The sequence below is a fragment of the Nocardioides sp. URHA0020 genome, assembly GCF_000620705.1.
Classification (GTDB): domain Bacteria; phylum Actinomycetota; class Actinomycetes; order Propionibacteriales; family Nocardioidaceae; genus Nocardioides.
Window position 1 is genome coordinate 452466 of the sequence record NZ_KK211166.1, and the last position, 25217, is coordinate 477682.

General features: G+C 70.7%; 28 protein-coding genes. 25 read left to right on the forward strand and 3 right to left on the reverse strand.

What is annotated here, in order from left to right; translation table 11 throughout:
- The first annotated feature begins 45 nt into the window (after window positions 1-45).
- From N542_RS0106660 to N542_RS0106785, 25 genes are all read left to right on the forward strand, one after another.
- Window positions 46-396, forward strand: a complete 351-nt coding sequence (locus tag N542_RS0106660; RefSeq protein WP_028643259.1) for a flagellar basal body rod protein FlgB — start codon at window positions 46-48, stop codon at window positions 394-396.
- Window positions 396-788 (forward strand): flagellar basal body rod protein FlgC, encoded by a 393-nt coding sequence (locus N542_RS0106665; RefSeq protein WP_028643260.1) that lies wholly within the window; start codon window positions 396-398, stop codon window positions 786-788. The genes N542_RS0106660 and N542_RS0106665 overlap by 1 nt, the downstream gene beginning before the upstream one ends.
- Window positions 785-1117, forward strand: coding sequence for a flagellar hook-basal body complex protein FliE (fliE, locus tag N542_RS0106670; RefSeq protein WP_028643261.1), 333 nt, complete (start codon window positions 785-787; stop codon window positions 1115-1117). The genes N542_RS0106665 and fliE overlap by 4 nt, the downstream gene beginning before the upstream one ends.
- Window positions 1114-2718, forward strand: coding sequence for a flagellar basal-body MS-ring/collar protein FliF (gene fliF, locus N542_RS0106675; protein ID WP_028643262.1), 1605 nt, complete (start codon window positions 1114-1116; stop codon window positions 2716-2718). The genes fliE and fliF overlap by 4 nt, the downstream gene beginning before the upstream one ends.
- Entirely contained in the window at window positions 2718-3734 is a 1017-nt protein-coding gene (fliG, locus tag N542_RS0106680) for a flagellar motor switch protein FliG (RefSeq protein WP_197025881.1), read from the forward strand. Before fliF ends, fliG begins: the two co-directional genes overlap by 1 nt.
- Window positions 3727-4410 carry a FliH/SctL family protein gene (locus N542_RS0106685; RefSeq protein ID WP_028643264.1) on the forward strand — a complete coding sequence of 228 codons (684 nt, stop codon included), beginning with the start codon at window positions 3727-3729 and terminating at the stop codon, window positions 4408-4410. Before fliG ends, N542_RS0106685 begins: the two co-directional genes overlap by 8 nt.
- Window positions 4407-5711, forward strand: a complete 1305-nt coding sequence (locus N542_RS0106690; RefSeq protein WP_028643265.1) for a FliI/YscN family ATPase — start codon at window positions 4407-4409, stop codon at window positions 5709-5711. The genes N542_RS0106685 and N542_RS0106690 overlap by 4 nt, the downstream gene beginning before the upstream one ends.
- Entirely contained in the window at window positions 5708-6160 is a 453-nt protein-coding gene (locus N542_RS0106695) for a flagellar export protein FliJ (protein ID WP_028643266.1), read from the forward strand. The genes N542_RS0106690 and N542_RS0106695 overlap by 4 nt, the downstream gene beginning before the upstream one ends.
- Complete coding sequence (locus N542_RS28260) at window positions 6160-7104, forward strand: transglycosylase SLT domain-containing protein (protein ID WP_036506604.1); 945 nt, start codon at window positions 6160-6162, stop codon at window positions 7102-7104. Before N542_RS0106695 ends, N542_RS28260 begins: the two co-directional genes overlap by 1 nt.
- Window positions 7101-8417, forward strand: a complete 1317-nt coding sequence (locus tag N542_RS0106705) for a flagellar hook-length control protein FliK (protein ID WP_028643268.1) — start codon at window positions 7101-7103, stop codon at window positions 8415-8417. The genes N542_RS28260 and N542_RS0106705 overlap by 4 nt, the downstream gene beginning before the upstream one ends.
- A gap of 9 nt (window positions 8418-8426) precedes the next feature.
- Window positions 8427-8915 (forward strand): flagellar hook assembly protein FlgD, encoded by a 489-nt coding sequence (locus N542_RS23715; protein WP_051551460.1) that lies wholly within the window; start codon window positions 8427-8429, stop codon window positions 8913-8915.
- Between the two features lie 53 nt (window positions 8916-8968).
- Window positions 8969-9823 carry a flagellar hook-basal body complex protein gene (locus tag N542_RS0106715; protein WP_028643269.1) on the forward strand — a complete coding sequence of 285 codons (855 nt, stop codon included), beginning with the start codon at window positions 8969-8971 and terminating at the stop codon, window positions 9821-9823.
- Between the two features lie 172 nt (window positions 9824-9995).
- A complete protein-coding gene (locus tag N542_RS0106720) occupies window positions 9996-10298 on the forward strand; it encodes a flagellar FlbD family protein (RefSeq protein WP_028643270.1) in 303 nt (100 codons plus the stop codon).
- Window positions 10298-11065, forward strand: coding sequence for a motility protein A (locus tag N542_RS0106725; RefSeq protein WP_028643271.1), 768 nt, complete (start codon window positions 10298-10300; stop codon window positions 11063-11065). The genes N542_RS0106720 and N542_RS0106725 overlap by 1 nt, the downstream gene beginning before the upstream one ends.
- Window positions 11065-12129 carry an OmpA/MotB family protein gene (locus N542_RS23720; protein WP_081795047.1) on the forward strand — a complete coding sequence of 355 codons (1065 nt, stop codon included), beginning with the start codon at window positions 11065-11067 and terminating at the stop codon, window positions 12127-12129. Before N542_RS0106725 ends, N542_RS23720 begins: the two co-directional genes overlap by 1 nt.
- Window position 12130: 1 nt before the next feature.
- Entirely contained in the window at window positions 12131-12586 is a 456-nt protein-coding gene (locus tag N542_RS0106735) for a flagellar basal body-associated FliL family protein (protein ID WP_028643272.1), read from the forward strand.
- A gap of 80 nt (window positions 12587-12666) precedes the next feature.
- Window positions 12667-13623 carry a flagellar motor switch protein FliM gene (locus N542_RS23725; RefSeq protein WP_269319762.1) on the forward strand — a complete coding sequence of 319 codons (957 nt, stop codon included), beginning with the start codon at window positions 12667-12669 and terminating at the stop codon, window positions 13621-13623.
- A complete protein-coding gene (gene fliN / locus N542_RS0106745) occupies window positions 13620-14411 on the forward strand; it encodes a flagellar motor switch protein FliN (RefSeq protein ID WP_028643273.1) in 792 nt (263 codons plus the stop codon). Before N542_RS23725 ends, fliN begins: the two co-directional genes overlap by 4 nt.
- 9 nt (window positions 14412-14420) lie before the next feature.
- Window positions 14421-14933 (forward strand): flagellar biosynthetic protein FliO, encoded by a 513-nt coding sequence (locus N542_RS26475; protein ID WP_051551463.1) that lies wholly within the window; start codon window positions 14421-14423, stop codon window positions 14931-14933.
- Window positions 14930-15739 carry a flagellar type III secretion system pore protein FliP gene (gene fliP / locus N542_RS0106755; RefSeq protein WP_028643274.1) on the forward strand — a complete coding sequence of 270 codons (810 nt, stop codon included), beginning with the start codon at window positions 14930-14932 and terminating at the stop codon, window positions 15737-15739. Before N542_RS26475 ends, fliP begins: the two co-directional genes overlap by 4 nt.
- Before the next feature lie 5 nt (window positions 15740-15744).
- Window positions 15745-16014, forward strand: coding sequence for a flagellar biosynthesis protein FliQ (gene fliQ / locus N542_RS0106760; RefSeq protein ID WP_028643275.1), 270 nt, complete (start codon window positions 15745-15747; stop codon window positions 16012-16014).
- A gap of 19 nt (window positions 16015-16033) precedes the next feature.
- Window positions 16034-16795 (forward strand): flagellar biosynthetic protein FliR, encoded by a 762-nt coding sequence (locus N542_RS0106765; protein ID WP_028643276.1) that lies wholly within the window; start codon window positions 16034-16036, stop codon window positions 16793-16795.
- 7 nt (window positions 16796-16802) lie between these two features.
- Window positions 16803-17948 (forward strand): EscU/YscU/HrcU family type III secretion system export apparatus switch protein, encoded by a 1146-nt coding sequence (locus tag N542_RS0106770; RefSeq protein WP_028643277.1) that lies wholly within the window; start codon window positions 16803-16805, stop codon window positions 17946-17948.
- Window positions 17949-18051: 103 nt separating this feature from the next.
- Window positions 18052-20088 carry a flagellar biosynthesis protein FlhA gene (gene flhA / locus N542_RS0106780; RefSeq protein ID WP_155992877.1) on the forward strand — a complete coding sequence of 679 codons (2037 nt, stop codon included), beginning with the start codon at window positions 18052-18054 and terminating at the stop codon, window positions 20086-20088.
- The gene (locus N542_RS0106785) at window positions 20085-20423 is read left to right on the forward strand and encodes a hypothetical protein (protein WP_028643279.1); all 339 of its coding nucleotides are present in this window, start codon (window positions 20085-20087) and stop codon (window positions 20421-20423) included. The genes flhA and N542_RS0106785 overlap by 4 nt, the downstream gene beginning before the upstream one ends.
- A gap of 467 nt (window positions 20424-20890) precedes the next feature.
- Here N542_RS0106785 and N542_RS0106790 read toward each other — a convergent pair whose 3' ends face one another.
- Genes N542_RS0106790 through N542_RS27795 form a run of 3 tightly spaced genes read right to left on the reverse strand, consistent with a single transcriptional unit; the run spans window position 20891 to window position 25202 of the window.
- Window positions 20891-22888 carry an ABC transporter ATP-binding protein gene (locus N542_RS0106790; protein WP_028643280.1) on the reverse strand — a complete coding sequence of 666 codons (1998 nt, stop codon included), beginning with the start codon at window positions 22886-22888 and terminating at the stop codon, window positions 20891-20893.
- Window positions 22885-24621 (reverse strand): ABC transporter ATP-binding protein, encoded by a 1737-nt coding sequence (locus tag N542_RS0106795; RefSeq protein ID WP_028643281.1) that lies wholly within the window; start codon window positions 24619-24621, stop codon window positions 22885-22887. Before N542_RS0106795 ends, N542_RS0106790 begins: the two co-directional genes overlap by 4 nt.
- On the reverse strand, window positions 24615-25202 hold the full coding sequence (locus N542_RS27795) for a TetR/AcrR family transcriptional regulator (RefSeq protein WP_197025882.1): 588 nt from the start codon (window positions 25200-25202) through the stop codon (window positions 24615-24617). Before N542_RS27795 ends, N542_RS0106795 begins: the two co-directional genes overlap by 7 nt.
- Window positions 25203-25217 lie beyond the last annotated feature (15 nt).

Here is a 25217-nt window from a genome sequence, read left to right on the forward strand (position 1 = left end):
CCGCCGACGGAACGGCACAAACCTCATCTTCCTCGGAGGCATGGCGTGTCGTTCCACCTGTCCGATCCTGTCGGCGCGATCCTCGGATCCGCCCTCGACGGGATCGCCCTCCGTCAGCGTGTCATCGCTGACAACATCGCGAACGTCGACACCCCGCACTACCGCGCGAGCAGTGTCGACTTCGAAGACAACCTGCGTGCGGCGATCGCCTCGGGTGACACCGACGGCTCGATCGCGCCGACGCTGACTGCCACCGACACCCCGGTCGGCGCCAACGACAACAACGTCGACCTCCGCAAGGAGACGCTCGCCGCGGTCCAGTCGCAGTTCCAGTACCAGATGCTCACGCGCGCCACGAGCGACCGCTTCGAGCTCCTCAAGACGGTGGCTGCCTGATGGGCGCGTTCGACGCCCTGCGCATCGCGGGCTCGTCGATGGGGATGCACCAGACGTGGCTCGACGCGCTGGCCAACAACATCGCCAACGTCAACACGGTCGGCCCCACCAGCCAGGCCGCGTTCCAGGCACAGATCCCGATCGTCAAGGCCTCGGCCGGCGGCGGCGTCGAGGTCACGGGCATGGCGCTCAGCGACCCCACGGGCCGCCTGGTCTCCGACCCGAGCAACCCGATGGCGGACGCCGACGGCTACGTCCGCGCCCCCGAGGACGACCTCGGCACCCAGATGACCCAGCTGGTCATGGCCCAGCGTGGCTTCCAGGCCTCGGTCCAGATCACCAAGGACGCGCAGGAGAACTACCGCAGCGCGCTCTCGATCGGCCAGCGATGAGTGTCTCCGGGATCGAGTCCATCGGCTTCCAGCCGTACGTCGCCCCGCAGCTGCCGGCCGACTCCGTCACCGCCACCGCGGGCACCAAGGGTGCGTCCGGCACGAGCTCGGCGTTCGGCGACCTGCTGGTCGACGGCCTGGACCGCATCGAGGCGGTCCAGGACAAGTCCGACAAGCTCGCCGTCCAGGCCGCCACCGGTGACCTCAACGACATCCACGACTACACCGTGGCCGCCACCGAGGCCTCCGTGACCTCCCAGCTGACCGTCGCCGTGCGCAACCGCGCGCTCGAGGCGTTCAACGAGATCATGCGGATGCCGATCGGATGAAGCAGAACCTCACCCGCACGCTCTCGCGCCTGCGGTCGACCTTCATGTCCTTCACCATGGGCCAGCGCCTGGTGGCCGTCGTCGGCACCGCGGCCCTGCTGCTCGCCGCGTTCATGGTGTTCCGCTGGGTGTCGACGCCCAACTACGCGCCGCTCTACAGCAACCTCGCGTCGAAGGACGCCTCGGCGGTCGTCGACGAGCTCGACGCCCAGGGCGTGCCCTACGAGCTCAGCGACGGCGGCAGCACGATCATGGTGCCGCGCGACAGCGTCTACTCCACCCGCATCGAGCTCTCCGGCCAGGGTCTGCCCGCCGACAGCGGCGACCAGGGCTACTCGCTCCTCGACGGTCAGGACATCTCGACGTCCGACTTCCAGGAGCAGACCGACTTCAAGCGCGCCATGGAGGGCGAGCTCGGCAAGACCATCGAGGCGATCGACGGCGTCAACACCGCCGTGGTGCACCTCGCGATCCCCGAGAAGAAGGTGTTCTCCGACGAGCAGGACCCGACCACCGCGTCCGTGCTGATCGACACCTCCGCCGGCACCGCCGTCGCTCCCGAGAAGGTGCAGGCGATCGTCAACCTGGTCGCCTCGAGCATCGACGGTCTCGACCCGGGCAACGTCACCGTCGCCGACTCGACCGGCAAGGTCCTCTCCGACCAGACCGGTGCGGGCGGCGTGGGCGCCGGTCCGCAGGCCCAGGCCGTCACCGACTTCCAGTCCCGCAAGACCCAGCAGATCCAGACGATGCTCGACCGGGTCCTGGGCGCCGGCAACTCGACCGTCCAGGTCTCCGCCGACCTCGACTTCGACAAGGCGATCCAGGAGTCGACGACGTACAACACCAAGAAGAAGGCGCCGGCGCTCTCGGAGTCGACGAGCAAGGAGACCTACAACGGTGCGGGCGCCGGAGGTGGCAGCACCGGTGTCGTCGGCCCCGACGGGCAGATGGACTCCACGGGCGCCGCCGCCGCTACCGGCAACGCCGCGTCGAAGTACTCCAAGGAGTCGGCGACCAAGGACAACGCGGTCGAGACCACCAAGGAGCACCGCGAGGCCGCTCCTGGGAGCGTCAGCTCCCTGCACGTCGGCGTGGTCGTCGACCCGTCGGCCAACCCCGGTGTCGACCCGGTCGCCATCAAGCAGCTCATCGCGGCGACCGTGGGCATCGACCCCAAGCGCGGTGACACCGTCGAGGTCTCGACGATGGCGTTCGACCGCTCGGCGGACACCGCCGCGGCCGCCGAGCTGGCCGCGGCCAACAAGGCCAAGGCCGACGCCCGTCGGTGGTCGATGATCCGCAACGGCGGCATCGCCGCCGCGATCATCGGGATGATCCTGCTGGCCTGGATCCGGGCCCGCCGCCGCAAGCGCGACAAGGACGCTCGCACCGACATCCTCGTCGAGCAGCTGCGCGCCGAGGCCGCAGCGCGGACCGCCGCGACCGCCGCCCTCGAGCCCGCACCGGCCCTCGCCGCCCTGGAGTCTGCCGAGCAGGCCGCCAACGACGAGCTCCGCCGTGAGATCAACGCCCTGGCCGAGCGCCAGCCCGACGAGATTGCCACGCTGCTCCGCGGCTGGCTGGTGGAGCGTTCCTGATGACGATGAACCTCGCGTCCCTCGGCGTCCGCAAGGCCGCCATCATCCTGATCCAGCTCGGCCGTGAGAAGGCGGGTGAGGTGCTCAGCCACCTCTCCGAGAACGAGGTCGAGGCGATCTCCGCCGAGATCGCGCAGCTCGACGTCGTCGACGCCGCCGAGAGCGGCGCCGTCCTCATGGAGTTCTCCGAGATGGCGACCGCCCACGCGAACATCGCGCACGGTGGACTGGCCTTCGCCCGCACCATGCTCGAGCAGTCGCTCGGCTCGGACCGCGCCGGCGAGATCATGGACCGCCTGCAGGCGGCCGCGGTGAAGATGCCGTTCCAGTTCCTGCACCGCGCCGACCCCAGCCAGGTCCGCACCTTCATCGCGGACGAGCACCCGCAGGTGATCGCCCTCGTGTTGGCGCACATGACCCCGGACAAGGCGTCGATGGTGATGGCCGGCCTGCCGCCGCACCTGCAGGCCGAGACCGCCCACCGCATCGCGGTGATGGACCGCACGACGCCGGAGATCATCCGCGCCGTCGAGGCCAACCTCGAGCGCAAGCTCTCCTCGGTCCTGCAGCCCTCCGAGCTGTCCCGGGTCGGCGGGGTGGACCCGCTCGTCAACATCATCAACCGGTCCGACCGCATCACCGAGCGTCAGATCGTCGAGGGGCTCGAGTCCCTGGACGCCGAGCTCGCCGACGAGGTCCGCAGCCGGATGTTCATGTTCGAGGACATCGTCCACCTCGACGACCGGTCGGTGCAGCTGGTGCTGCGCGAGGTCAACGAGGCCGAGCTGGCCCTGGCGCTCAAGGGCGTCAGCGAGTCGGTGCGCGGCAAGATCACGTCGAACCTGTCCAGCCGAGCGGCCGAGAACCTCATCGAGGAGGTCGAGCTGCTGGGCGCCGTCCGCCTGACCCAGGTCGAGGAGGCGCAGCAGAGCGTCATCCGCAAGATCCGTCAGCTCGAGGAGCAGGGCCAGATCATGGTCCACCGCAGCGGAAGCGAGGAGGAGCTCGTTGTCTGAGGCACTCGCGCACCCGGACGTCGCCGCTGCCTGGCAGACCGCCGAGCGCCCCGACCTGCGTCGAGGTGTCTGGACGCGGCTGGGCGGCGAGCGGGTCCTGGGCGACGGCGCCACCGAGGCGGTCCTCGGCCGTCTCGCCGAGCGCACCGTGACCGCCGCGCAGGCGCAGGGGTACGCCGTCGGCTGGGCCGAGGGCCAGCGCGCCGCCCTGCGGCGCGGAGCCGAGGCCTCGGCCGTCACCGCCGAGCGGGCCGAGCAGGCCGAGCAGCGGCGTGCCCGCGAGCACGCCGCGGCGATCGCCGGGCTGCGCGCGGCTGCCGCGGCCGTGGCCGACTCCGCCAACGACGTCGCGACCCAGATCGCCGAGCAGGCCACCGAGCTCGCGTTCGAGGTCGTCCACACGCTGCTCGGCCACGAGCTGGCCGCCGCCTCCGACCCCGGCCCCGGTGTCGTCGGCCGGGTGCTCGCGGTGCTCCCCAAGGACCCGACCACGAGTGTGCGCCTGCACCCCACGACGATGACCTCGGCCGCGGTCGCGGAGCTCGCCGAGCACGGTGTCGCGCTGATCCCCGACGTCTCGCTCGACCTGCACGACGCGGTCGTCGAGACCAGCACGACGGCGATCGACCTGCGGCTCGCGCTCGCCGTCGACCGCCTGCGCGAGGCGCTGACATGAGCACGCTGACGTCCGAGCACCGGACGGCGCTGCGCGCGGCCGCCGTACCGCAGCGCCTGGGACGGGTCGCCGGCCTGCTGGGTCTGCGGGTCACCGTCGTCGGGGTCTCCGCCGCCCTGGGCGACCTGCTCGAGGTCCGCGGCTCCGCCGGCCCCGTGCCGGTCGAGGTCGTCGCCAGCGAGCACGGCGTGCTGACCTGCCTCCCACTCGCCGAGACCACCGGTCTGCGCGTCGGCGACCACGTCGAGGCCAGCGGACTCGGCCTGCGCATCGCCGTCGGCGACGAGCTGCGGGGCCGGGTCCTCGACGGCCTCGGCCGACCCATCGACGACGGACCGTCGCTCGGGCACCTGCCCCAGGTCGTCGTCAACAACGGCACCCCCAACGCCCTCCTGCGTCCGCGCATCGACCAGCAGCTGAGCCTCGGCGTACGCGCCATGGACGCACTGACCCCCTGCGGTCGTGGCCAGCGCCTCGGCATCATGGCCGGCTCGGGCGTCGGCAAGTCGAGCTTGCTGTCCATGATCGCCCGGGGCACCGACGCCGAGATCTCGGTGATCGCCCTGATCGGTGAGCGTGGCCGCGAGGTCCGCGAGTTCCTCGAGAACGACCTCGGACCCGAGGGTCTGGCCCGCTCGATCGTCATCGTCGCGACCTCCGACGAGCCGCCGGTCGTGCGGCTGCGGGCGGCCTTCGTGGCCACCCGGATCGCCGAGTGGTTCCGCGACGCGGGCCGGCACGTCGTGCTGATGATGGACAGCCTCACGCGGGTCGCCCTCGCGCAGCGAGAGATCGGCCTGTCGGCCGGCGAGCCGCCTGCCACCCGGGGCTTCCCGCCGAGCGTCTTCGCGATGCTCCCCCAGCTCCTCGAGCGGGCGGGCACCTCGCCCGACGGCAGCATCACCGGGCTCTACACCGTGCTGGTGGAGGGCGACGACATGCAGGACCCGATCGGCGACTCGGCCCGGTCCATCCTCGACGGCCACATCGTCCTGACCCGTGAGCTCGCGACGTCCGGGCACTTCCCGAGCATCGACGTGCTCGAGTCCATCTCCCGGGTCTCCGCGATCGTGTCCCCGACCGGCAAGCAGGACGCGCAGCGACTGCGCCGGCTGCTGGCCGCGCACCGCAACGTCAAGGAGCTGGTCGAGATCGGCGCCTACGTCCACGGCACCGACCCCGACGCCGATCTCGCGCTGGCCCTGATGCCGGCGATCGAGTCCTTCCTGCGCCAAGACATGGAGGACGTGACCCCCGCGGCCGAGACCTGGGCCGCCCTGAACCAGCTGGTGACCACATGAGACGCAAGCAGGGCAACCTCGGCGGACTGGTCCGCCTGCGCAGCGTGCGCGAGCGGGACAGCCGCATCGGGCTCGCCGCCGCCCTCCAGGAGGAGCGCCAGGCGGTGGCCAAGCTCGCCGACCTCGAGCAGCTGCTCGCGACCCTCCCGATGCCGGCCGTCTCCGACCTGGCCGCGTTCCGGGGCCGCCAGCACACCATCGACATGATCCGCGAGGCGCTGGCCGACACCCGTGCCACCCTCGAGACGGCTCGTCAGCTGACCGCCGCCGCGCGGGAGCGCTGGATCTCGGACCAGAACCGGCTGGCCGCCGTCGAGTCGCTCGTCGAGCGCCGGGTGGCCGCCGCCCGCGCCGAGCGCCAGCGCCGGGAGACCCGCGACCTCGACGAGGTCGCGCAGGACCTGTGGCGCCGCGGCTCCCTCGTCGCGGTCGCGGGCGGGGGTGCCTGATGAGCGTCGCCGAGGTCACCAGCCGGATCACCCAGATCCAGTCGCAGCTCGCGCTGCTGCGCCCACCGACCACCAGCAAGAGCACCAGCGCCACGGCGTTCTCCACCGCCCTGGACGACGCGACCACCGCAGCGCCGACCGAGACCCCCGCCACCGGCACCGCTCAGGGCGACGCCGTGGTCAAGGGCGCCCGGAAGTACCTGGGCGTCCCGTACGTGTGGGGTGGCACCGACCCGGCCAAGGGTCTGGACTGCTCGGGGCTCGTGCAGAAGGTCTACTCCGAGCTGGGCTACGACCTGCCCCGCGTCTCCTACCAGCAGGCGAAGGCGGGTCGTCCCGTCGCAAGCCTGGCCGAGGCCCAGCCCGGCGACATCCTCGCCTTCGGCTCCCCGGTCCACCACGTCGCCATCTACATCGGCGACAACCAGATGATCGAGGCACCGCGCCCCGGCAAGGACGTGCAGGTCTCCTCGGTCTACGAGACGCCGACCGCGATCCGCCGGATCGTGCCGGATGCCGGCTCGACGTCGGCGGTGGGCTCGGTCGACAGCGCACGAGCGGCCGCCGGCACGCCGTACGCCTCCCTCTTCGACAGCGCCGCCTCGAAGTACGGCGTCAGCGCCGACCTGCTCGCGGCCGTCGCCAAGCAGGAGTCGGGCTACAACCCGCACGCCACGAGCCCTGCCGGCGCTCAGGGCCTGATGCAGCTGATGCCGTCCACGGCCAAGAGCCTGGGCGTCTCGGACACCTTCGACCCGGCCCAGTCCGTCGACGGTGCCGCCCGGCTGCTCAGCAGCCTGCTCGACCGCTTCGGCAGCACCAAGCTCGCACTCGCGGCGTACAACGCCGGCCCGGGTGCGGTGCTCCGGTACCACGGCGTCCCGCCGTACGCCGAGACCCAGAACTACGTCCGCTCCATCATGTCGACGCTGGAGGCAGCATGAACCCCACCACGCTCCTGAGCGGCCTCGGCGCCGCGATCACCGCAGATCCGTCCCTCGGTGGTGCGAACAGCTCCGGCCGGGGCGCGACCCCGGGCAGCGGTGACATGTTCCTCGCCCTCGTGACCGGCCTCCTGCAGGGCTCCGGCCAGGTCGCCCCCGGCAGCACCCCCGCGGACCCGGCGGCCACCGAGGAGACCGCCGACCCCGCTGCCGACCCCGCTGCCGGCCCGGCTGCCGGACCGGCAGCCACGGCCGTCTCGCTCACGACCCCGGACCCGGCATCGGTGCCGGCGGCGTCGGACGATGCCGCATCGGTCACCGAGCCCACCGAGGCCACCCCCGACGTGTCCCAGCTGCCGATCGCTCTCGTGCTGCCGCAGCTCGTGGTCCAGGCGACCGCGGCCGGACCGGGCGCCGGCGAGGGTACGACGTCGAGCACGACCGTCGACGCCACCGCGACCACCCCCGTCGCCGGCGCGACGGCCGGCACCGCCGGTGCAGCGACCGACGGCGGCACGGCAGGGTCGGGCGATCCCGACCCGGGCCCCGGCTCCCCGGCACCGGTCCTCACCGTGACCCCGACCGACCCGACCGGACCCACCGCAGCCCCCGCCGACGTCGCCGACCCCGCCGCCCCCGCCGACCAGCCCGCCGGCGCACCGTCGGTCCCGCGGACGGACGCGCCCACCTCCGCCGTACCGACCCCGACGTCCGGAGTGTCCGGAGCGGCCTCGGTGATCGGTGCCGTCGCCCCGACCGCGACCCTGACGTCCCCGGCTCCCACCGCGTCCCCCGACCTGCACCGGGTCGCGGACCAGGTCTTCCCCGAGGTGGTCCGCGCGACCAGCAACGCCGGCACCAGCCGGGTGACCGTCAAGCTGAACCCCGAGTCGCTCGGCGAGGTCCGGGTCGTGCTCACCCAGCGCCGTGGCGAGCTCGAGGTCAGCCTCGCCGCCGGGTCCGACGCCCGCCGCGCGCTCACCGACGGGGCGCCCGAGCTGCGGCGCCTCCTCGAGTCGGTCGGCCGGGCCGACTCGCGGATCCTGATCCGTGACCTCCCGACCGGTCCCCTGGCGCCCGCCGGCGCCACGAGCGCGCCGGCGACGACGCGCACCGATGTCTCGACCGACCTGGCCGGCGCCTGGTCGGGAGCCGGACGCCCTGGCGGCGAGTCGGCACCGGACCGGGAGCAGTCCCGGCCCCATCACCCAGGAAGCAGCACCGCCACGGATGGCACTCCCAGCGCGGCGTTCGCGTCGCGACCGACCACGACGACACGTCAGGGCCACACCGGCCTCGACCTGACCATGTGAGGAGCGGCCATGTCCGTCTCAGCAACTGAGGCCGTCACGAACGCGGGGCTCTACCAGCCCGCCACGACGACCACCGCGAACAGCGCCGACAAGACCATGTTCCTGAACCTGATGGTGGCGCAGCTGCGCTACCAGGATCCGTCGAACCCGACCGACTCCTCGCAGATGATGGCGCAGAACGCCCAGTTCACGGCGCTGGAGAAGATGCAGGACGTCGCCGACCAGACGGCAGCGCTGCTGTCCGCCCAGATCTCGTTCGGCGCGGCCGGGATGGTCGGCAAGAACGTGACCTACCTGGACCGGGACGGATCCGCGAAGTCCGGACTCGTCGGCTCGGTGACGTACGACGAGAGCGGACCCATGCTCGTGGTCGACGGCGCCAGCGTCTCGCTCGGCCAGGTCCAGTCCATCTCCGCGACCGCCACCCCGACCGCCACCCCGAGCACGCCGCCGGCCACCCCGGCCACCCCGAGCACGCCGCCGGCCACCGCCGGCTGACCCACCCGCACGCCCACCTTCACCCCACCTTCCCGAGCACCAGGAGACCCACCATGCTTCGCTCCCTCTTCGCCGGCATCAGCGGCCTGCGCGTCAACCAGGCCATGCTCGACGTGACCGGCAACAACATCGCCAACGCCAACACCGTCGGCTTCAAGTCCAGCTCGACGGTCTTCTCCGACACCCTGTCGCAGATGCTCACCTCGGCCTCGGCGCCCGACGCCGCCAACGGCCGCGGCGGCAGGAACCCGATCCAGGTCGGACTGGGCGTCCAGCTCGCCTCGACCAACACCAACTTCAACCAGGGCTCCAACCAGACCACCGGTCGGGTCACGGACATGATGATCCAGGGCGACGGCATGTTCGTCGTCAAGAAGGGTGCCGACGAGGTCTACACCCGGGCCGGTGCCTTCTCGTTCGACCAGGACGCCAACCTGGCCGCGCCCGGCGGCGGCCTGGTGCAGGGCTACACGACGTTCGATGCCACCGGCGCGTACGACCCGACCGTCGCCCCGACCCAGATCACGCTGCCGACCGACGACGGCGCCGGCCACGCGCTGAAGTCCTACGAGATCAGCGCCGACGGCAAGATCACCGCCACCTTCGACGACGACACCCGCAAGGTCATCGCCCAGGTCGCGATCGCGGACTTCAAGAACCCGATGGGTCTCGAGAAGGTCGGCGGCACCAGCTTCCGCGCCTCCTCCAACTCCGGCGGCGTGCAGTACGGCGTCGCGGGCGAGGGCAGCCGCGGCGAGATCGTCCCCGGCTCGGTCGAGATGTCGAACGTCGACCTCGCGCAGGAGTTCACCAACCTGATCCTCGCCCAGCGCGGCTTCCAGGCCAGCTCCCGCGTCATCACGACCTCCGACCAGGTCCTCGAGGAGCTCGTCAACATCAAGCGCTGACGCCTGCTCGGGCACGGCCCGGCACGACCCAGCCCGACCAGCACGCGGGCGCCCCGCCCGGCGCCCGCGTGTGTCGGCGGAGCGACACCCCTCAGGTCACCGTGTCGCTGGCCGATGGACATCTCGAGTCGCCACGGACGGCGCTCTGCGCAAGGCCCAAGGACGGTGCAACATGATCACGCTTACGCGACTCTCGGGGACCAAGTTCGCCCTGAACTGCGATCTGATCGAGCGCGTCGACGCCACGCCCGACACTGTGGTCACGCTGGTCGACGGCAAGAAGTACGTCGTCGTCGAGTCTCTCGACGAGGTCCTCACGTCGGTCCGCCGCCATCGCGGCGAGGTGCTCGCGATGAGCACCGCGATCGATCTCGATGTCTGGGCACGCAACCAGACGAGGCCGACCCATCTCGGCACCGTCTTCGAACACCCGACGGCACGGCTCGGGCTGGCCCTCGACGAAACGGACGACTGATGGATCCGGCAACCCTGATCGGCGTCATCGGCGCCCTGGTCTTCATCGTCGTCGCCAACGTGATGGAGGGCGGCAACCCGATGAGCTTGATGCTCATCCCGCCGATCCTCCTCGTCGTGGGCGGCACCGTCATGATCTCGCTCGCCGGCGGCACCATCGCCGACTCGAAGCTCGCCGTACGCGGTCTGAAGAAGGCCTTCACCGGCTCGGCGCAGAACGCCGCGGTGCTGGTGCCCACCCTGGTCTCGCTGTCGGAGAAGGCCCGCCGCGAGGGTCTGCTGGCCCTCGAGGACGCGCTGACCGAGGTGGACGAGCCGTTCCTGTCGCGTGGTCTGACCATGGCGATCGACGGCACCGACCCCGAGGAGGTCCGCGACATCCTCGAGGCCGAGGTGATCGCCGTACGCGCCGAGGCCAAGCAGGCCGCCAAGTTCTTCAACGCGGCCGGCGCCTACGCCCCGACCATCGGCATCATCGGCACCGTCATGGGGCTGGTGCACGTGCTGGAGAACCTCGCCCAGCCCGAGGAGCTCGGCCACCTCATCGCCGGCGCGTTCGTGGCCACCCTGTGGGGCGTCATGTCCGCCAACGTCTTCTTCCTGCCGGTCGGTGCGCGCATCCTGCGCCTGGGCGAGCTCGAGACCGCGCGGATGGAGCTGATCATCGAGGGCGTCGCCGCCCTGCAGGCCGGCTCGAACCCGCGTGTCGTCGCCCAGCGGCTGCAGTCGCTCCTCCCTGCCGACCAGCGCGAGCCCGAGGCTGCGTGATGACGCCCCCACCCGCCCGGCACGGTCGCCGGCAGAAGCACGTGGAGCCGGAGGAGCACGTCAACCACGAGCGGTGGCTCGTCACGTACGCCGACATGCTGACGCTGCTGATGGTGCTCTTCATCGTCATGTTCGCGATGAGCCAGGTGGACCAGACGAAGTACAACGCGCTCAAGAACGGGCTCGCCGACGGCTTCGGGTCGAAGGACTCGGTGCTGAAGGGCTCCGACTCGATCCTCCAGGAGAAGATGGAGGACCTGAGCCCGAACACCCCCAACCTCTTCGCGAACCTCAGCACCGCGCAGCAGGAGGCGGTCGTGCAGGCGGTCGAGAAGTCAAAGGAGACCGCGGCCGCAGGCGCGGGCAAGAGCACGACCGAGAGCGCGGCGTACGCCGCCGCCCGCACGGAGTACAACCGTCTCGAGCGGGTACGCCGCAAGATCCGCTCCGCCCTCGCGAAGAGGGGGCTCACCGAGGACGTCCAGGCGGTGATCGACGAGCGCGGCCTGGTCGTCAGCCTGGTGTCGAAGCACGTGGTCTTCCAGCCCGACGTCGCCCAGCTGAGTCCTCGCGGGCGGAAGGTGGTCGACACCCTCGCGCCGGTGCTGCGTGGCCTGACGGAGCAGCTCCGCATCGACGGGCACACCAACCAGGTCAAGGTCCACCCGCGCTACTTCGCCACCGACTGGGACCTGTCGGCCGCGCGTGCGGTCACGGTGCTGCGCCGGCTCAACGAGAGGAACCACGTGCCGGCGTCCCGGCTCTCGGTCTCCGCGTTCGGTCACGAGCGGCCCCTGGTCAACCCGGCCCGACCGCGCGCGCAGGACGTCAACAAGCGGGTGGACATCGTCGTCCTCCCCGACGTCGACAGCAACACCCAGGACCTGCTCGACGACATCGCGTCCGGACGGGGTCCGGCCAAGGCGCCCACCACGACCGGCACCACGGCCAGCACCACCACCAGCAAGTCCAGCAGCACGACCGACAGCACGGGAGCCAGCAACGACGCCGGCCACACGATCGACGACACGGCCGCGGGCACCGGCCAGCAAGGACGGGGATGACATGGCGACCAAGACAGCCGACAAGGCCGAGGACAAGGCGGAGGGCACCGAGGAGGAGGGCGGCTCGCGCGGGATCCTCAAGAAGGTCCTGATCCTGGTCGGCGTGCTCGTCGTCGTCGCCGGCGCCGCCTGGTTCTTCGTGCTGAAGCCGTCCCCGCCCAAGAAGATCGAGCCCGGCGAGATCGTGACCCTGGACTCGACCCAGGTGAACCTCGCGGGTGGGCACTACCTGCGGCTGGGCCTGGCCCTGCAGCTGACGACCGACGCCGTCGCCGACGACGTCGACGGCAGCAAGGCGCTCGACGCCGCGATCGACATGTTCAGCGGGCGCAAGATGGCGAACCTGTCGCAGCCGGCCCGTCGCGACGAGCTCAAGGAGAAGCTGGCCGACAAGCTCAAGGAGAGCTACGAGGGGGAGGTGATGGACGTCTACTTCACCGAGTTCGTGACCCAGTGAGGCACCGCTGCCGCACGGTGATCCAGGTCACCTCGACACAATCGCTCAGGTAGGGGCGCACGGAGCCGATTCGTCTCTCCGTGCCGCCCTCAGATACCCCTGACTCACCCCCCGGCGCCCTCGTGGCGGACCGGGGCGGTCGTCGTGCCCCGACGGAGCCCGTCCTCTACGACTTCCGGCGTCCGATCCAACTCTCGCGAGAGCACTCGCGGATGCTCCAGGTCGCGCTGGACGGCTTCTGCCGTCAGGCCACGACCGTGATGACGTCGTCCCTGCGCACCGTCTGCGCGGTGACGCTGACCGGGATCGAGCAGAGCAGCTACGCGGAGTACGTCGACTCGCTCGAGGGCACGACGTACCTCACGATCTTCTCGGCCGAGCCGCTGCTCAGCAAGTGCGTGCTCGAGATCCCGCTCACCGCCGTGATGACCGCCGTCGACCACATGCTCGGCGGCCCGGGTCGTGACGACCAGCCCGAGCGTCCGCTGACGGAGATCGAGACCGGGGTCTCCCGGGGCCTGATCGAGCGTCTGCTCCACGAGCTGCGCTACTCGATGGCGTCGATCGTGGCGTTCGAGCCGGTCATCACCGGCGTCGAGTACAGCCCGCAGTTCGCCCAGGTGGCCGGCGCCTCGGACGTCATGGTCGCCGTGCACCTCGAGCTGAAGCTCAACGAGCGCTCGTTCCGGATGTCCATGTGCATGCCGTTCTCGGGCCTGCTCCCCCACCTCCTCCGCGCCGCGGCGCCGGCGCCGGTGTCGGACCGTGAGCGCGCCCAGCGCGCCCGGTCAGCAGCGGTGCTCAAGGACCAGTTCCAGCGCGTCCCCGTCGACGTCACCGTCCGGCTCCGCCCGACCACGCTGAGCCCCGGCGACCTCGCCGCGCTGCAGCCCGGCGACGCCATCCGTCTCAACCATCCCGCGTCCGCACCCCTCGAGGTGGTGGTGGACGGCATCAACTTCGCGCATGCCAGCGCCGGAACCAGTGGGTTCCGGCTCGCCGCCCTGATCGTAGGCACCCCCAAGGAGACCCCGTGACCACGAAGAACACCGCTGCCGAGCTCGTGCTCAGCACCGCTGCAGCCGCCGGAGCGGCGGTGCTGCCGTCCAACGAGCCGCTGACCGTCGGCACGATCGCGCCGGGCGACCCCAAGATCGCCGGCCCCTTCGCCGGCGCCGTCATCGCGGACCTCGACGCCGCGGTCCCCGGCCGGATCGCCGTGCTGGTCGGCCAGGAGCTGGTCGCCGCCCTGGCCGAGAGCCCGCTCGGCGGACTCGACCTCGCCGCGGCGCTGCAGCCCACGCTCGACGCGGTCGCCTCCGCCCTGCACGGCCGGGTCGGCGCTGCCCGCGAGGTCGCGCTCGGCGAGGTCGACCGTGACGTCACCTCCCCCTTCTCGGTCGCGTTCCTCAACGCCACCTCGGTCGCCGCCGCGGTCCTGGTGCCCGACAACGTCCTGGCCGGCGCCCACAACGTCGAGCTGTCCGCCGAGGCCATCGCCCTCGACGGGCCCGACGACGCCGCGCCCGGCAACGTCCTGTCCTCGGTCGGCCACCTCGACCCGACGACCCGCAGCACCCCGGGCATCGAGCTGCTGCACGGCGTCGACATGGAGGTGACCGTCGAGATCGGTCGCACCCGGATGACGGTGCGCGACCTGCTCGACCTGACCCCCGGAGCCGTCCTGGAGCTGGACCGCGCAGCGGGGAGCCCGGCCGACCTGCTCGTGAACGGCCGCCTCATCGCCCGCGGCGAGGTCGTGGTCATCGACGAGGACTTCGGTCTTCGCATCACCGAGATCGCCGTCGACGCGGCAGCGAGCTGACCGGCAGACATGCTCGAGCTCGCTATCCGGTTGGTCTTCTCCCTGGCCGTCGTCCTGGGTCTCCTCCTGCTGCTGACCAAGTTCGGCGCCCGTCGCTTCCGCGGCGGCAAGGAGTCCATGGTCCAGGTGCTGCACCGCCAGCACCTCTCGCGCGGCACCGCCGTCTCGGTCATCTCCGTGGGCACCCGCGTCCTCGTCCTGGGCACCACCGAGCACCAGGTCCGGGTCCTCGCCGAGCTGGAGCCCGACGAGATCATGGAGCACCTGCCGGCCGAGCTCCCTGAGCTCACCGCACTCACCGGGCTCGACGACCTCGACAGCCTCGACAGCCTCGACAGCCTCGACAGCGCAGACTCCTACGCCCTGCAGGCCGTCCCGGCCGTCCCGGCCGTCCCGGCCGCCCCCGCCGCCCCCAGGCCCCCGGCCACGGCCGGCGCTGCGACCGGCGCCCTCGCGGGCTCGGTCCTCAGCCTCGACACCTGGCGCCAGGCGCTCGCCGCAGCCACCGGGAAGGCATCGTGATCGCCGCCGTACGCCGCGCCGTCACCCTGCTGAGCGCGCTCGTCGTCACCGTCGTGATCCCGGCCGTCGTGCTGCCGCTGGCGGCCCGGGCCGACCCGACCAGCCCGGCCGGCCCGACGGGCCCGACCGGAGCCACCGGGGGCTCCAACGTCACCATCGACCTCGATGGACTGACCAACGCCCCGAGCTCGTCGGTCACGGTGCTGATCGGGCTCACCCTGGTCTCCCTGCTCCCGGCGATCCTGCTCAGCTGCACGGCCTTCACCAAGATCTTCGTGGTGCTCGGCCTGACCCGCAACGCGCTCGGTCTCCAGCAGACCCCGCCCAACCAGGTGCTCGCCGGGCTGGCCCTCTTCCTCAGCCTCTTCGTGATGGGTCCGGTGCTCAGCGAGATCAACGACATCGCCCTCCAGCCCTACCTGGCCGGTGAGCTCAGCGCGGGGACCGCGCTGCAGACCGGCATGGAGCCGCTGCGCGGGTTCATGCTCGAGAACACCGACGACGACGAGCTCGAGCTGCTCACCAACGTGGCCGACCGCGACCTGCCGACCGACCGCACCGAGGTCTCGACCGCGACGCTGATCCCGGCCTTCGTGCTGACCGAGCTGAAGCAGGCCTTCATCATCGGGTTCATCATCTTCATCCCGTTCCTGGTCATCGACCTGGTGGTGAGCGGGGCGCTGATGGCGCTCGGCATGATGATGATGCCGCCGGTGATGGTGTCACTGCCCTTCAAGCTGTTGCTGTTCGTGATGGTCGACGGCTGGGCCCTCGTCATCAAGTCCCTCGTCGCGAGCTACGGGTAGGCGCCATGTCTGACACTGCCATCATCCACATCGCCCTGCAGACGATGCTGGTCGCCCTCAAGCTCTCTGCCCCGATCCTGGTGACGTCCCTCGTCATCGGCTTCACGGTCTCGCTCTTCCAGTCGCTGACCCAGATCCAGGAGGTCACGCTCGCGTTCGTGCCCAAGCTGGTCGGCGTCGGCATCGCCCTGCTGCTGTGCGGCAACTGGATGATGCACACCCTGGTGTCCTTCACGAACGACCTCTTCGACGGCATCCCGTCGTTGTTGGGCTGAGGACCGAGCGCACCCGCCGATGACCCTCACCATCTCGGGGGAGCCCCTCGTGGCCTACCTCCTGGCCTCCGTGCGCATCGTCGCCTGGCTGGCCGTCGTACCGCCGTTCTCCGGCCGGACGGTGCCGTCGATGGTCAAGGTGGTCGTGTCGCTGGGCCTGGCCTTCGCCGTCGTGCCCAACGGCGACAGCATCCCCCTCGACACCGTCGGACTGCTGCTCAACGTCGCCACCCAGGTGCTGATCGGGGTCGCGATGGGCTTCGTCACCTACCTCCTGCTGGCCGCGATCGCGGCGGCCGGAAGCCTGATCGACGTGTTCGGCGGGTTCTCCCTGGCGCAGGGCTTCGACCCGCTGTCGATGAACTCCACGACCGTCTTCGGCAAGTTCCACCAGATGCTCGCCACGGTCTTGCTCTTCGTGAGCGGCGGTCACCTGATGGTGATCGGGGGACTGCTGCAGACCTTCAAGTTCCTGCCCCTGGGCACCTCGCCCGACTGGAGCAGCGCACCCGACGTCTTCCTGACGGCGTTCGGCCTCTTCTTCACCACCGCGGTCCAGATCGCGCTGCCCATGATCGCCGTGCTCTTCCTCGCCGACGTCGGCCTTGCCCTGCTCACCAAGGTCGCGCCGCAGATGCAGGCGATGACCGTCATGTTCCCGGTCAAGATCGGTCTGACGCTCCTGCTCGTCGGTCTCTCGTTCCCGGTCATCCCCCACGCCCTCGACCGGATGGTCGACCTGTCGACCCAGGCGATGTCGACGTTGTCGGGAGTGGGGTGAGCATCCGGTGAGCGAGGAGAAGTCCGAGAAGGCGACATCCAAGAAGAACAAGCAGAACCGCAAGGAGGGCAAGGTCCCGCGCACCCAGGAGCTGGGGGCCTGGTCGGCGCTCGCGCTCTTCGCGGTGGCCCTGCCCAAGCTGCTCGGGCGCGAGGCGACGGCGCTGCAGAACCTGATGGCGGCCAGCCTCAGCATGGGCGGCGAGGCAGATGTCGAGAAGGCGCTCGGGCTGCTCGGACAGGGCCTGTGGCACGTCCTGGTGGCCCTGCTGCTCCTCGGCACCGGAGTCATGCTGGTCGGCGTCGCCGGCGCGATCGCCCAGGGCGGCTTCTACATCGCCTCCAGCTCGGTGAAGCCGAAGCTGTCCAAGCTCAACCCCCTCCAGGGCATCAAGCGGATGTTCGGCGTGCGCGCCTTCTGGGAGGCCGCGAAGATGCTGGTGCGCAGCGCCGTCGTGGTGGTCCTCGTGTGGATGACGATCAAGGCTGCGATGCCGATGGTCGGTGGCTTCGTCCCGGTCCAGGTGGTGCTCGACCAGACGGCCGCCAGCGCCCTGTCGATGATCCGCAACGTCGCCGTGGTCGGGATCGTGCTCGGCGCGGCCGACTACGTCATGCAACGCCGGCTGGTCGGCAAGCAGGCGCGGATGACCAAGGAGGAGGTCAAGCAGGAGCACAAGCAGTCCGAGGGTGACCCGATGCTCAAGGGCGCCATCCGGTCGCGACAGCTCGCCGCCTCACGCAACCGGATGATGGCGGACGTCCCGACCGCTGACTTCGTCCTCGTCAACCCGACCCACGTCGCCGTCGCGCTGCGCTACGACCCCCAGCGCGGCGCCCCCCGCGTGGTCGCCCGCGGCGCCGGCGTGATCGCGACCGCCATCCGGGAGAAGGCCGGTGAGGCCCGGGTGCCGCTCGTGCGGGACATCCCGCTCGCCCGCGCTCTCTACAGCTCGACCACGGTCGGCCAGGAGATCCCCGCCGAGCTCTTCGCGGCGGTCGCCCACGTGCTCGCGTTCGTGATCAGTCGGCGTACCCACGGCCAGTGGGGCGGGGAGCACACGAGCCCGCGGCCCGAGGGCGAGCTGCCCGCGGTGACCCCGCACGGACATCGTCGCCGGAATGCCTCAGGCGCTGCCCTCGCCGGCCGATGAACCCCCTGGACCCCAGGACGGAGTCACAGATCGGTGCCACGGACGGCGCGCACAGTCCTGTGCTCGACCCGTTCGAACTCCTGGAGGACCGACCGTGAAGCGGATGAACCAGCTCGGTGTGCCCATCGGCATCGTGATGATCGTCGTCATGCTGGTGGTCCCGCTGCCGGCCGCCGTGCTCGACCTGCTGATCGCGCTCAACATCACCGGTGCGCTGCTCGTGCTGATGACGGCGATGTTCGTGCACAAGCCGCTCGACTTCGCCGCCTTCCCGGCCGTGCTGCTCGTGATGACGCTCTTCCGGCTCGCGCTCAACGTCAGCGCCACCCGGCTGGTCCTGCTCAACGGCTTCGCCGGCAAGGTGATCGACACGTTCGGCCACTTCGTCGTCGGCGGCTCGCTGATCGTCGGCCTGATCGTGTTCGCGATCCTGCTCGTCATCCAGTTCGTCGTCATCACCAACGGTGCCGGACGAGTCGCGGAGGTGGGCGCGCGCTTCACCCTGGACGCGATGCCCGGCAAGCAGATGGCCATCGACGCGGACCTGAACTCCGGCCTCATCGACGAGGACGAGGCCCGACGCCGTCGGGCGGAGGTGCACGCCGAGGCCGACTTCTACGGCTCGATGGACGGTGCGTCGAAGTTCGTGAAGGGTGACGCCATCGCGGCCATCATCATCACGCTCGTCAACCTGATCGGTGGTTTCGCGATCGGCGTCGGGCAGATGGGGATGCCGTTCGGCGAGGCGGTGACGACGTACAGCCTGCTGTCGATCGGTGACGGCCTAGTCTCCCAGATCCCGGCCCTGCTGCTCTCGGTGGCGACCGGCCTGATCGTGACCCGGTCGGTCAACGACAACGACATGGGCTCCGACATCGTCCGCCAGCTGATGGCCAACCAGATGCCGCTGCGCGTGGCCGGGTTCGGCGCGCTCGGGCTGTGCCTGATCCCCGGCCTGCCCAAGCTGCCCTTCATCGTCGCCGGCGGACTGATGCTCGTCGCCTCGTCCCGCGCCGGAGCCGCCGCCAAGGAGGAGGCCGCCGAGACCGAGCAGATCCAGCAGGCGCTGGTCTCCCCCGACACCCCCGAGATGCTGGCCGTGGAGATCCAGGTGGATCCCCTCGGCCTGGAGCTGGCCGCCGACATGATCGACCTGGTCGACCCCAGCAGCGGCGGCGACCTGCTCGACCGGGTCAAGGCGCTGCGCCGCAAGATCGCGACCGACCTGGGCATCGTGGCCCCGCCCGTGCGCACCCGCGACAACCTGCAGCTCCCCAGCCGGAGCTACGCGATCCTGCTCTTCGGCATCGAGGTCGCCCGCGGCGAGGCGCCTCCGGGCACGGTCCTCGCGATCGGCGACTTCCTCGGCTCGCTGCCGGGCCAGCCGACCCAGGAGCCGGTCTTCGGGCTGGAGGCGAAGTGGATCCCCGCCGAGCTCCGCAGCCAGGCCGAGCTCAGCGGCGCGACCGTCGTCGACCGTGCGTCGGTCATCACCACCCACCTCGCCGAGGTCATCACCCAGCACGCCGGCCGCCTGCTCGGCCGCGAGGACGTGCGGATGCTCGCCGACGTCGTGAAGCGCAGCCACCCGGTCGTGGTGGAGGAGCTGACCCCCACGCAGCTGAGCCTGGGCGAGATCCAGAGCGTGCTGCAGGAGCTGCTCGACGAGAGCGTGTCGATCCGCGACCTGGTCCGGATCTTCGAGGCCCTGTCGTTGCGGGCCACGCGCACCAAGGAGCTCGACCCGCTCGTCGACGCCGCCCGGCAGGCCCTCGGCCCGGCCATCGCGGCGCCGTACGTCGTGGACCGCACCCTGCACGTCCTCACCCTCGAGCCCCAGCTGGAGCAGCAGATCCTCGAGTCGCTGCGCCCCAGCGAGTACGGCCAGGGCATCGCGCTCGACCCCGAGACCAGCCAGGCGCTGATGCGCAACCTCGCCCAGCTCGCGCAGGACGTCGAGAACCGCAACATCCGCCCGGTGCTGGTCTGCGCGCCCCAGGTGCGGGCCTCGCTGCGCCGGCTCGTCAGCCCGATCGTCCCGGGGCTCGCGGTCCTGTCCTACCAGGAGCTCACCGGGGCCGACCAGATCCGCTCCGAGGGTGTCGTCACGGCCGAGAACCGGCTGGCGGTCACCGTATGAGCCCCATCTCGTGGCCGGTCCTGATCGGCACGCTGGGGGTCGGCTCCCCGGCCCTGTACGCCGCGCAGGTGGACGGCACGCTGTCGCTGGACGTCGCGCTCGTGCGGCTGCTGGTGTGCATGGCCGGGGTGTGGCTGGTCGGCTCGATCGTGGCGGGCATCGTCGAGTCGACGGTGGCCGCCAACAAGGCGGCCGAGGCGGCTGAGAAGGCCGCTGCCGCACTGGCCGCCGCCGAGGCGGCCGGGGAGTACGACCCGGCGGAGTCCGCGGGGATGAGCGCGGGGACGGGCGCCGAGATGAGCGCCGAGGAGCTCGGGGAGACCGAGGCGGCCTGACCGGCGCCGGACAAGCAGCGACCCGCAGGCGTTCGGGCCCTGGTGGGCCCGGCTCCGGTGGACGTGATGACCGGATCGCCTGCGGGTCGGGTGACTGCTTGGAATTCACCAGCAGCCTGGTGCTGATGGGCTGCTAGCGGGCAGCCACCTCACGCGTCCTAGAAGAACTCATTCTTCGGACCACCTCCTTTCCCGTGTACGACAACGGTAGATCGCCGGTCGGGGCTCTTCAAGGGAATTTCTCTCGACTCCCCTTTCGGGGCTGCCGCCCGCACCTCGGGCGCACCCCGATCGGAGGCTCGCCGTACCGGTGGAGCGCCGAGGCCGCCACGCGCTGGGTCGCCACGACCGCCCCACTTCTCGGGCAGTCCCGTCACTTCTCGGGCGTTGCATCGCCCGAGAAGTGACGGTTTCACCGGTGCACCGGTGAAACAGTCACCAGCCGCGCCGCAACCCCCACCCGACCCTCAGACGACCTCCACCTCGAGCGCCGCAGCGGTGAACTGGGCGTGGTAGAGCCGCGAGTAGGCACCGTCCGCGAGCAGCAGCTCGTCGTGGTTGCCCTGCTCGACGATCGCGCCGTCCTCCATCACGAGGATCAGGTCGGCGTCGCGGATCGTGCTCAGCCGGTGGGCGATCACGAAGCTGGTGCGGTCGGTGCGCAGCGCGGCCATCGCCTGCTGCAGGAGCAGCTCGGTGCGGGTGTCGACCGAGCTCGTGGCCTCGTCGAGGATCAGCAGCGCCGGGTTGGTCAGGAACGCCCGCGCGATCGTGACCAGCTGGCGCTCGCCCGCCGACAGGTTGGAGCCCTCCTCGTCGATGACCGTGTCGTAGCCGTCGGGCAGCGAGTGCACGAACCGGTCCACGAACGTCGCCCGCGCGGCCTCGAGGATCTGCTCCTCGGTGGCGTCGGGGCGACCGTAGGCGATGTTGTCGCGGATGGTGCCCTCGAAGAGCCAGGTGTCCTGGAGCACCATCCCGATCTGGCCGCGCAGCGCTGAGCGCGGCATGCCGGTGATATCGACCCCGTCGATGGTGATCCGGCCGGAGTCGAGGTCGTAGAACCGCATCACCAGGTTGACCAGCGTGGTCTTGCCGGCTCCGGTCGGCCCGACGATCGCGACCGTCTGACCGGGCCGCGCGACCAGGGAGAGGTCGGTGATCAGCGGCCGGTCCTCGTCGTACCGGAACGAGACGTGCTCGAAGGCGACCTCGCCGCGGCGTACGGCGGCGACGGCCAGCTCCGGGGCGTCGGACGGCTCCTCGTCGGCGTCGAGCAGCTCGAAGACCCGCTCGGCCGAGGCCACGCCCGACTGCAGCAGGTTGGCCATCGACGCCACCGTCGTCAGGGGCTGCGTGAACTGCCGGCTGTACTGCACGAACGCCTGCACGTCGCCGAGCGAGAGTGACCCGCTCGACACCCGCAGGCCGCCGATCACGGCGATCACGACGTAGTTGAGGTTCCCGATGAACATGATCGACGGCATGATCAGCCCGCTGACGAACTGGGCGCCGAAGCTGACCTTGTAGAGCTCGTCGTTCTCGGCGGCGAAGCGCTCCTCGACCTCGGCCTGGCGACCGAAGACCTTGACCAGCGCGTGGCCGGAGTAGGCCTCCTCGATCTGCGCGTTGAGCTTGCCCGTACGCCGCCACTGGGCGACGAACTGGCCCTGGGAGCGCTTCATGATCGCGCGGGTCACCAGCAGGGACAGAGGGACGGCGACCAGCGCCACGAGCGCGAGCAGCGGCGAGATCCAGAACATCATCCCGAGCACGGCTAGCACCGTCATCAGCGAGGTGAGCAGCTGGCTCATCGTCTGCTGCAGGGTCTGGCTGACGTTGTCGATGTCGTTGGTGACCCGGCTCAGCAGCTCACCGCGCGGCGACCGGTCGAAGTAGCCGAGCGGCAGCCGGTTGATCTTGTCCTCGACGTCCGAGCGCATCCGGAAGATCGTGCTCTGCACGACGCCGTTGAGGATGTAGCCCTGCATCCAGGCCAGCAACGAGGCGCCGGCGTAGATCGCGAGCACGATCATCAGCACGTGCCCGAGCGCCGCGAAGTCGACGCCCTGACCGGGTACGACGTGGTCCATCGCGGCCAGCATGTCGGCCTGCCGGTCGTCACCCGTGGCCCGCAGCTCCTCGACGGCCTGGTCCTGGCTGACGCCGGCCGGGATCCCGCGGCTGATCAGCCCCGAGAAGATCAGGTCCGTGCCGTGGCCGAGGATGCGCGGCCCGACCGACATCAGCGCGACGCTGAGGATGCCGAGCAGCACCACCGCGATCGCCTTGGCGCGGTCGGGTCGCATCTGGCTGACCAGCCGCTTGGCGGACGGGCCGAAGGTCATCGCCTTCTGGCCCACCATGCCGCCGCCCATCGGGCCACGGCCGGGTCCGCCCTGGGGCGCCTCGATCCGCTCGGTGGCCTCGAACTCCTGCTTCTTGGGCTTCTCCGGGGTGCTCATGCTGCTTCCTCGGCCGTCATCTGGGAGGAGACGATCTCCTGGTAGGTCTCGCAGCTCTCGAGCAGCTCGCGATGGGTGCCCCGACCGACGACGCGGCCGTCCTCGAGCACCAGGATCAGGTCGGCGTCGATGATCGTCGTGACGCGCTGGGCGACGATGACCACGGTCGCGTCGGCGGTGGTGGGCCTGAGGGCGGCCCGCAACCGGGCGTCCGTGGCGAGGTCGAGCGCCGAGAAGGAGTCGTCGAAGAGGTAGATCCCGGGTCGGCGGATCAGGGCCCGCGCGATCGCGAGCCGCTGCCGCTGACCGCCGGAGAAGTTCGTGCCGCCCTGGACGACCGGGGAGTCGAGCCCGTCGGGCAGGGCCTCGACGAAGTCGCGGCCCTGCGCCACCTCGAGCGCCGCCCACATCTCGTCGTCGGTCGCGTCCGGCTTGCCGTACTGCAGGTTGCTGCGGACCGTGCCGCTGAAGAGGTACGCCTTCTGCGGCACCAGCCCGATCTGGTCCCACAGCAGGTCGGGGTCGACGCGTCGTACGTCGCACCCACCGACGCGGACGACGCCCTCGGTCGCGTCGAAGAGACGCGGGACGAGGTTGACCAGGGTCGACTTGCCGGCACCGGTCGAGCCGATGACCGCGATGGTCTGCCCCGGGCGCGCGGAGAAGGAGACGTCGCTCAGGACCGGCTCCTCGGCGCCCGGGTAGGCGAAGGTCACGTGCTCCACGTCGAGGTGGCCGCGCAGCGCCGGGTCGGGCGCGATCGGGTCCTCGGGCGGCGCGACGGAGGTGTGCGTGTCGAGCACCTCAGCGATGCGATCTCCGCACACGGCGGCACGCGGGATCATCATCAGCATGAAGGTCGCCATCATCACCGACATCAGGATCTGCATCAGGTAGGACAGGAACGCCGTCAGCGCGCCGACCTGCATCTGGCCGCTGTCGACCCGGTGCCCGCCGAACCAGATGACCGCGACGCTGGAGACGTTCACGACGAGGATCACCAGCGGGAACATGGTGGCCATCCACCGGCCGGCACGCACGGCGACGTCGGTGAGGTCGGCGTTCGCCTCGCCGAACCGCTTGGTCTCGTAGGGCTCCCGCACGAACGCGCGGACCACCCGGATGCCGGTGATCTGCTCGCGCAGCACCCGGTTGATCTCGTCGATGCGGGTCTGCATCTTGCGGAAGTTCGGGACCATCTTGCTGACCACGAAGCCGACGCTGACGAAGAGCGCGGGCACGACGACGGCCAGGATCCAGCCGAGACCCATGTCCTCGCGCAGCGCCATGAAGACGCCGCCGACCATCATGATCGGCGAGGACACCGCGATCGTGCAGGCCATCAGCACCAGCATCTGCACCTGCTGCACGTCGTTGGTGCTGCGGGTGATCAGCGACGGGGCCCCGAAGTGCTGGACCTCCTTGGTGGAGAAGCTCCCGACCCGGTGGAAGAGCGCGGTGCGCACGTCGCGGCCGAAGCCCATCGCGGTCCGCGCCCCGAACCACACCGCGGTCACCGAGCACACGATCTGCACCAGCGAGACGCCGAGCATGATCGCGCCGATGCGCAGGATGTAGCCGGTGTCGCCGGTGACGACGCCGTTGTCGATGATGTCGGCGTTGAGCGACGGCAGGTAGAGCATCGCGACGACGCCGATGAACTGCAGGACGACGACGATCGTCAGCCAGAGCTTGTACGGCGCGAGTCGCTCGCGGAGAAGGCGGATCAGCATGGGTCTCTCCTCTGGAGTCCGAGCAGGACGGTGTCGACGATCTCGTCGGGGGTGAGCAGCCGACCGTCGGCGATGTGCTCGTGGCTGCCCGCGAAGGTGAGCAGGCGCAGGACGTGGATGAAGTGCTCGAGAGGTACGACGAGCTGGTCGGCGTCGCCGGCCACGACCTCGCCGAGCAGGCCCTCGAGGCGCTTGCGCCAGGCGGCGGCCGCCTCGGCGTCGTGGAGGTGCGTGGGCGGGCGGACCAGGCCCATCTTCTGCATCAGGTCGAAGGTGGCCCGGAACCGCTGCTGCATGATCGCGACCAGCGTCACCAGCCGCTCGCGCAGCGGCAGCTCCCGGTCGATCTCCTCGAGCCGGGCGACCAGGTCCCCCGGCTCGAAGGCCCGGGAGATCGCCGCGTCGAGCAGCTCCTCCTTCGAGGCGAACGCCCGGAAGACGGTCCCCTCCGCGATCCCGGCGGCCTCCGCGATCTGGCGGGTCGTCACGTCGCGGCCGTGCAGGCGCAGCAGCCGGAGGGCGACGTCGGTGAGGTGGGCCCGACGCTCGTCGGGCGACATCGGGCGGGCACGGGGGGACACCCGACGGATCCTAGA

What these genes read in the sequence shown, in the direction of transcription:
- N542_RS0106665 (WP_028643260.1), top strand. Translation starts at nt 396, where the DNA reads ATGGGCGCGTTCGACGCCCTGCGCATCGCGGGCTCGTCGATGGGGATG.
- fliE (WP_028643261.1), top strand. Translation starts at nt 785, where the DNA reads ATGAGTGTCTCCGGGATCGAGTCCATCGGCTTCCAGCCGTACGTCGCC.
- fliF (WP_028643262.1), top strand. Translation starts at nt 1,114, where the DNA reads ATGAAGCAGAACCTCACCCGCACGCTCTCGCGCCTGCGGTCGACCTTC.
- fliG (WP_197025881.1), top strand. Translation starts at nt 2,718, where the DNA reads ATGACGATGAACCTCGCGTCCCTCGGCGTCCGCAAGGCCGCCATCATC.
- N542_RS0106690 (WP_028643265.1), top strand. Translation starts at nt 4,407, where the DNA reads ATGAGCACGCTGACGTCCGAGCACCGGACGGCGCTGCGCGCGGCCGCC.
- N542_RS0106695 (WP_028643266.1), top strand. Translation starts at nt 5,708, where the DNA reads ATGAGACGCAAGCAGGGCAACCTCGGCGGACTGGTCCGCCTGCGCAGC.
- N542_RS28260 (WP_036506604.1), top strand. Translation starts at nt 6,160, where the DNA reads ATGAGCGTCGCCGAGGTCACCAGCCGGATCACCCAGATCCAGTCGCAG.
- N542_RS0106705 (WP_028643268.1), top strand. Translation starts at nt 7,101, where the DNA reads ATGAACCCCACCACGCTCCTGAGCGGCCTCGGCGCCGCGATCACCGCA.
- N542_RS23715 (WP_051551460.1), top strand. Translation starts at nt 8,427, where the DNA reads ATGTCCGTCTCAGCAACTGAGGCCGTCACGAACGCGGGGCTCTACCAG.
- N542_RS0106715 (WP_028643269.1), top strand. Translation starts at nt 8,969, where the DNA reads ATGCTTCGCTCCCTCTTCGCCGGCATCAGCGGCCTGCGCGTCAACCAG.
- N542_RS0106720 (WP_028643270.1), top strand. Translation starts at nt 9,996, where the DNA reads ATGATCACGCTTACGCGACTCTCGGGGACCAAGTTCGCCCTGAACTGC.
- N542_RS0106725 (WP_028643271.1), top strand. Translation starts at nt 10,298, where the DNA reads ATGGATCCGGCAACCCTGATCGGCGTCATCGGCGCCCTGGTCTTCATC.
- N542_RS23720 (WP_081795047.1), top strand. Translation starts at nt 11,065, where the DNA reads ATGACGCCCCCACCCGCCCGGCACGGTCGCCGGCAGAAGCACGTGGAG.
- N542_RS0106735 (WP_028643272.1), top strand. Translation starts at nt 12,131, where the DNA reads ATGGCGACCAAGACAGCCGACAAGGCCGAGGACAAGGCGGAGGGCACC.
- N542_RS26475 (WP_051551463.1), top strand. Translation starts at nt 14,421, where the DNA reads ATGCTCGAGCTCGCTATCCGGTTGGTCTTCTCCCTGGCCGTCGTCCTG.
- fliQ (WP_028643275.1), top strand. Translation starts at nt 15,745, where the DNA reads ATGTCTGACACTGCCATCATCCACATCGCCCTGCAGACGATGCTGGTC.
- N542_RS0106765 (WP_028643276.1), top strand. Translation starts at nt 16,034, where the DNA reads ATGACCCTCACCATCTCGGGGGAGCCCCTCGTGGCCTACCTCCTGGCC.
- flhA (WP_155992877.1), top strand. Translation starts at nt 18,052, where the DNA reads ATGAACCAGCTCGGTGTGCCCATCGGCATCGTGATGATCGTCGTCATG.
- N542_RS0106785 (WP_028643279.1), top strand. Translation starts at nt 20,085, where the DNA reads ATGAGCCCCATCTCGTGGCCGGTCCTGATCGGCACGCTGGGGGTCGGC.
- N542_RS0106790 (WP_028643280.1), bottom strand. Translation starts at nt 22,888, where the DNA reads ATGAGCACCCCGGAGAAGCCCAAGAAGCAGGAGTTCGAGGCCACCGAG.
- N542_RS0106795 (WP_028643281.1), bottom strand. Translation starts at nt 24,621, where the DNA reads ATGCTGATCCGCCTTCTCCGCGAGCGACTCGCGCCGTACAAGCTCTGG.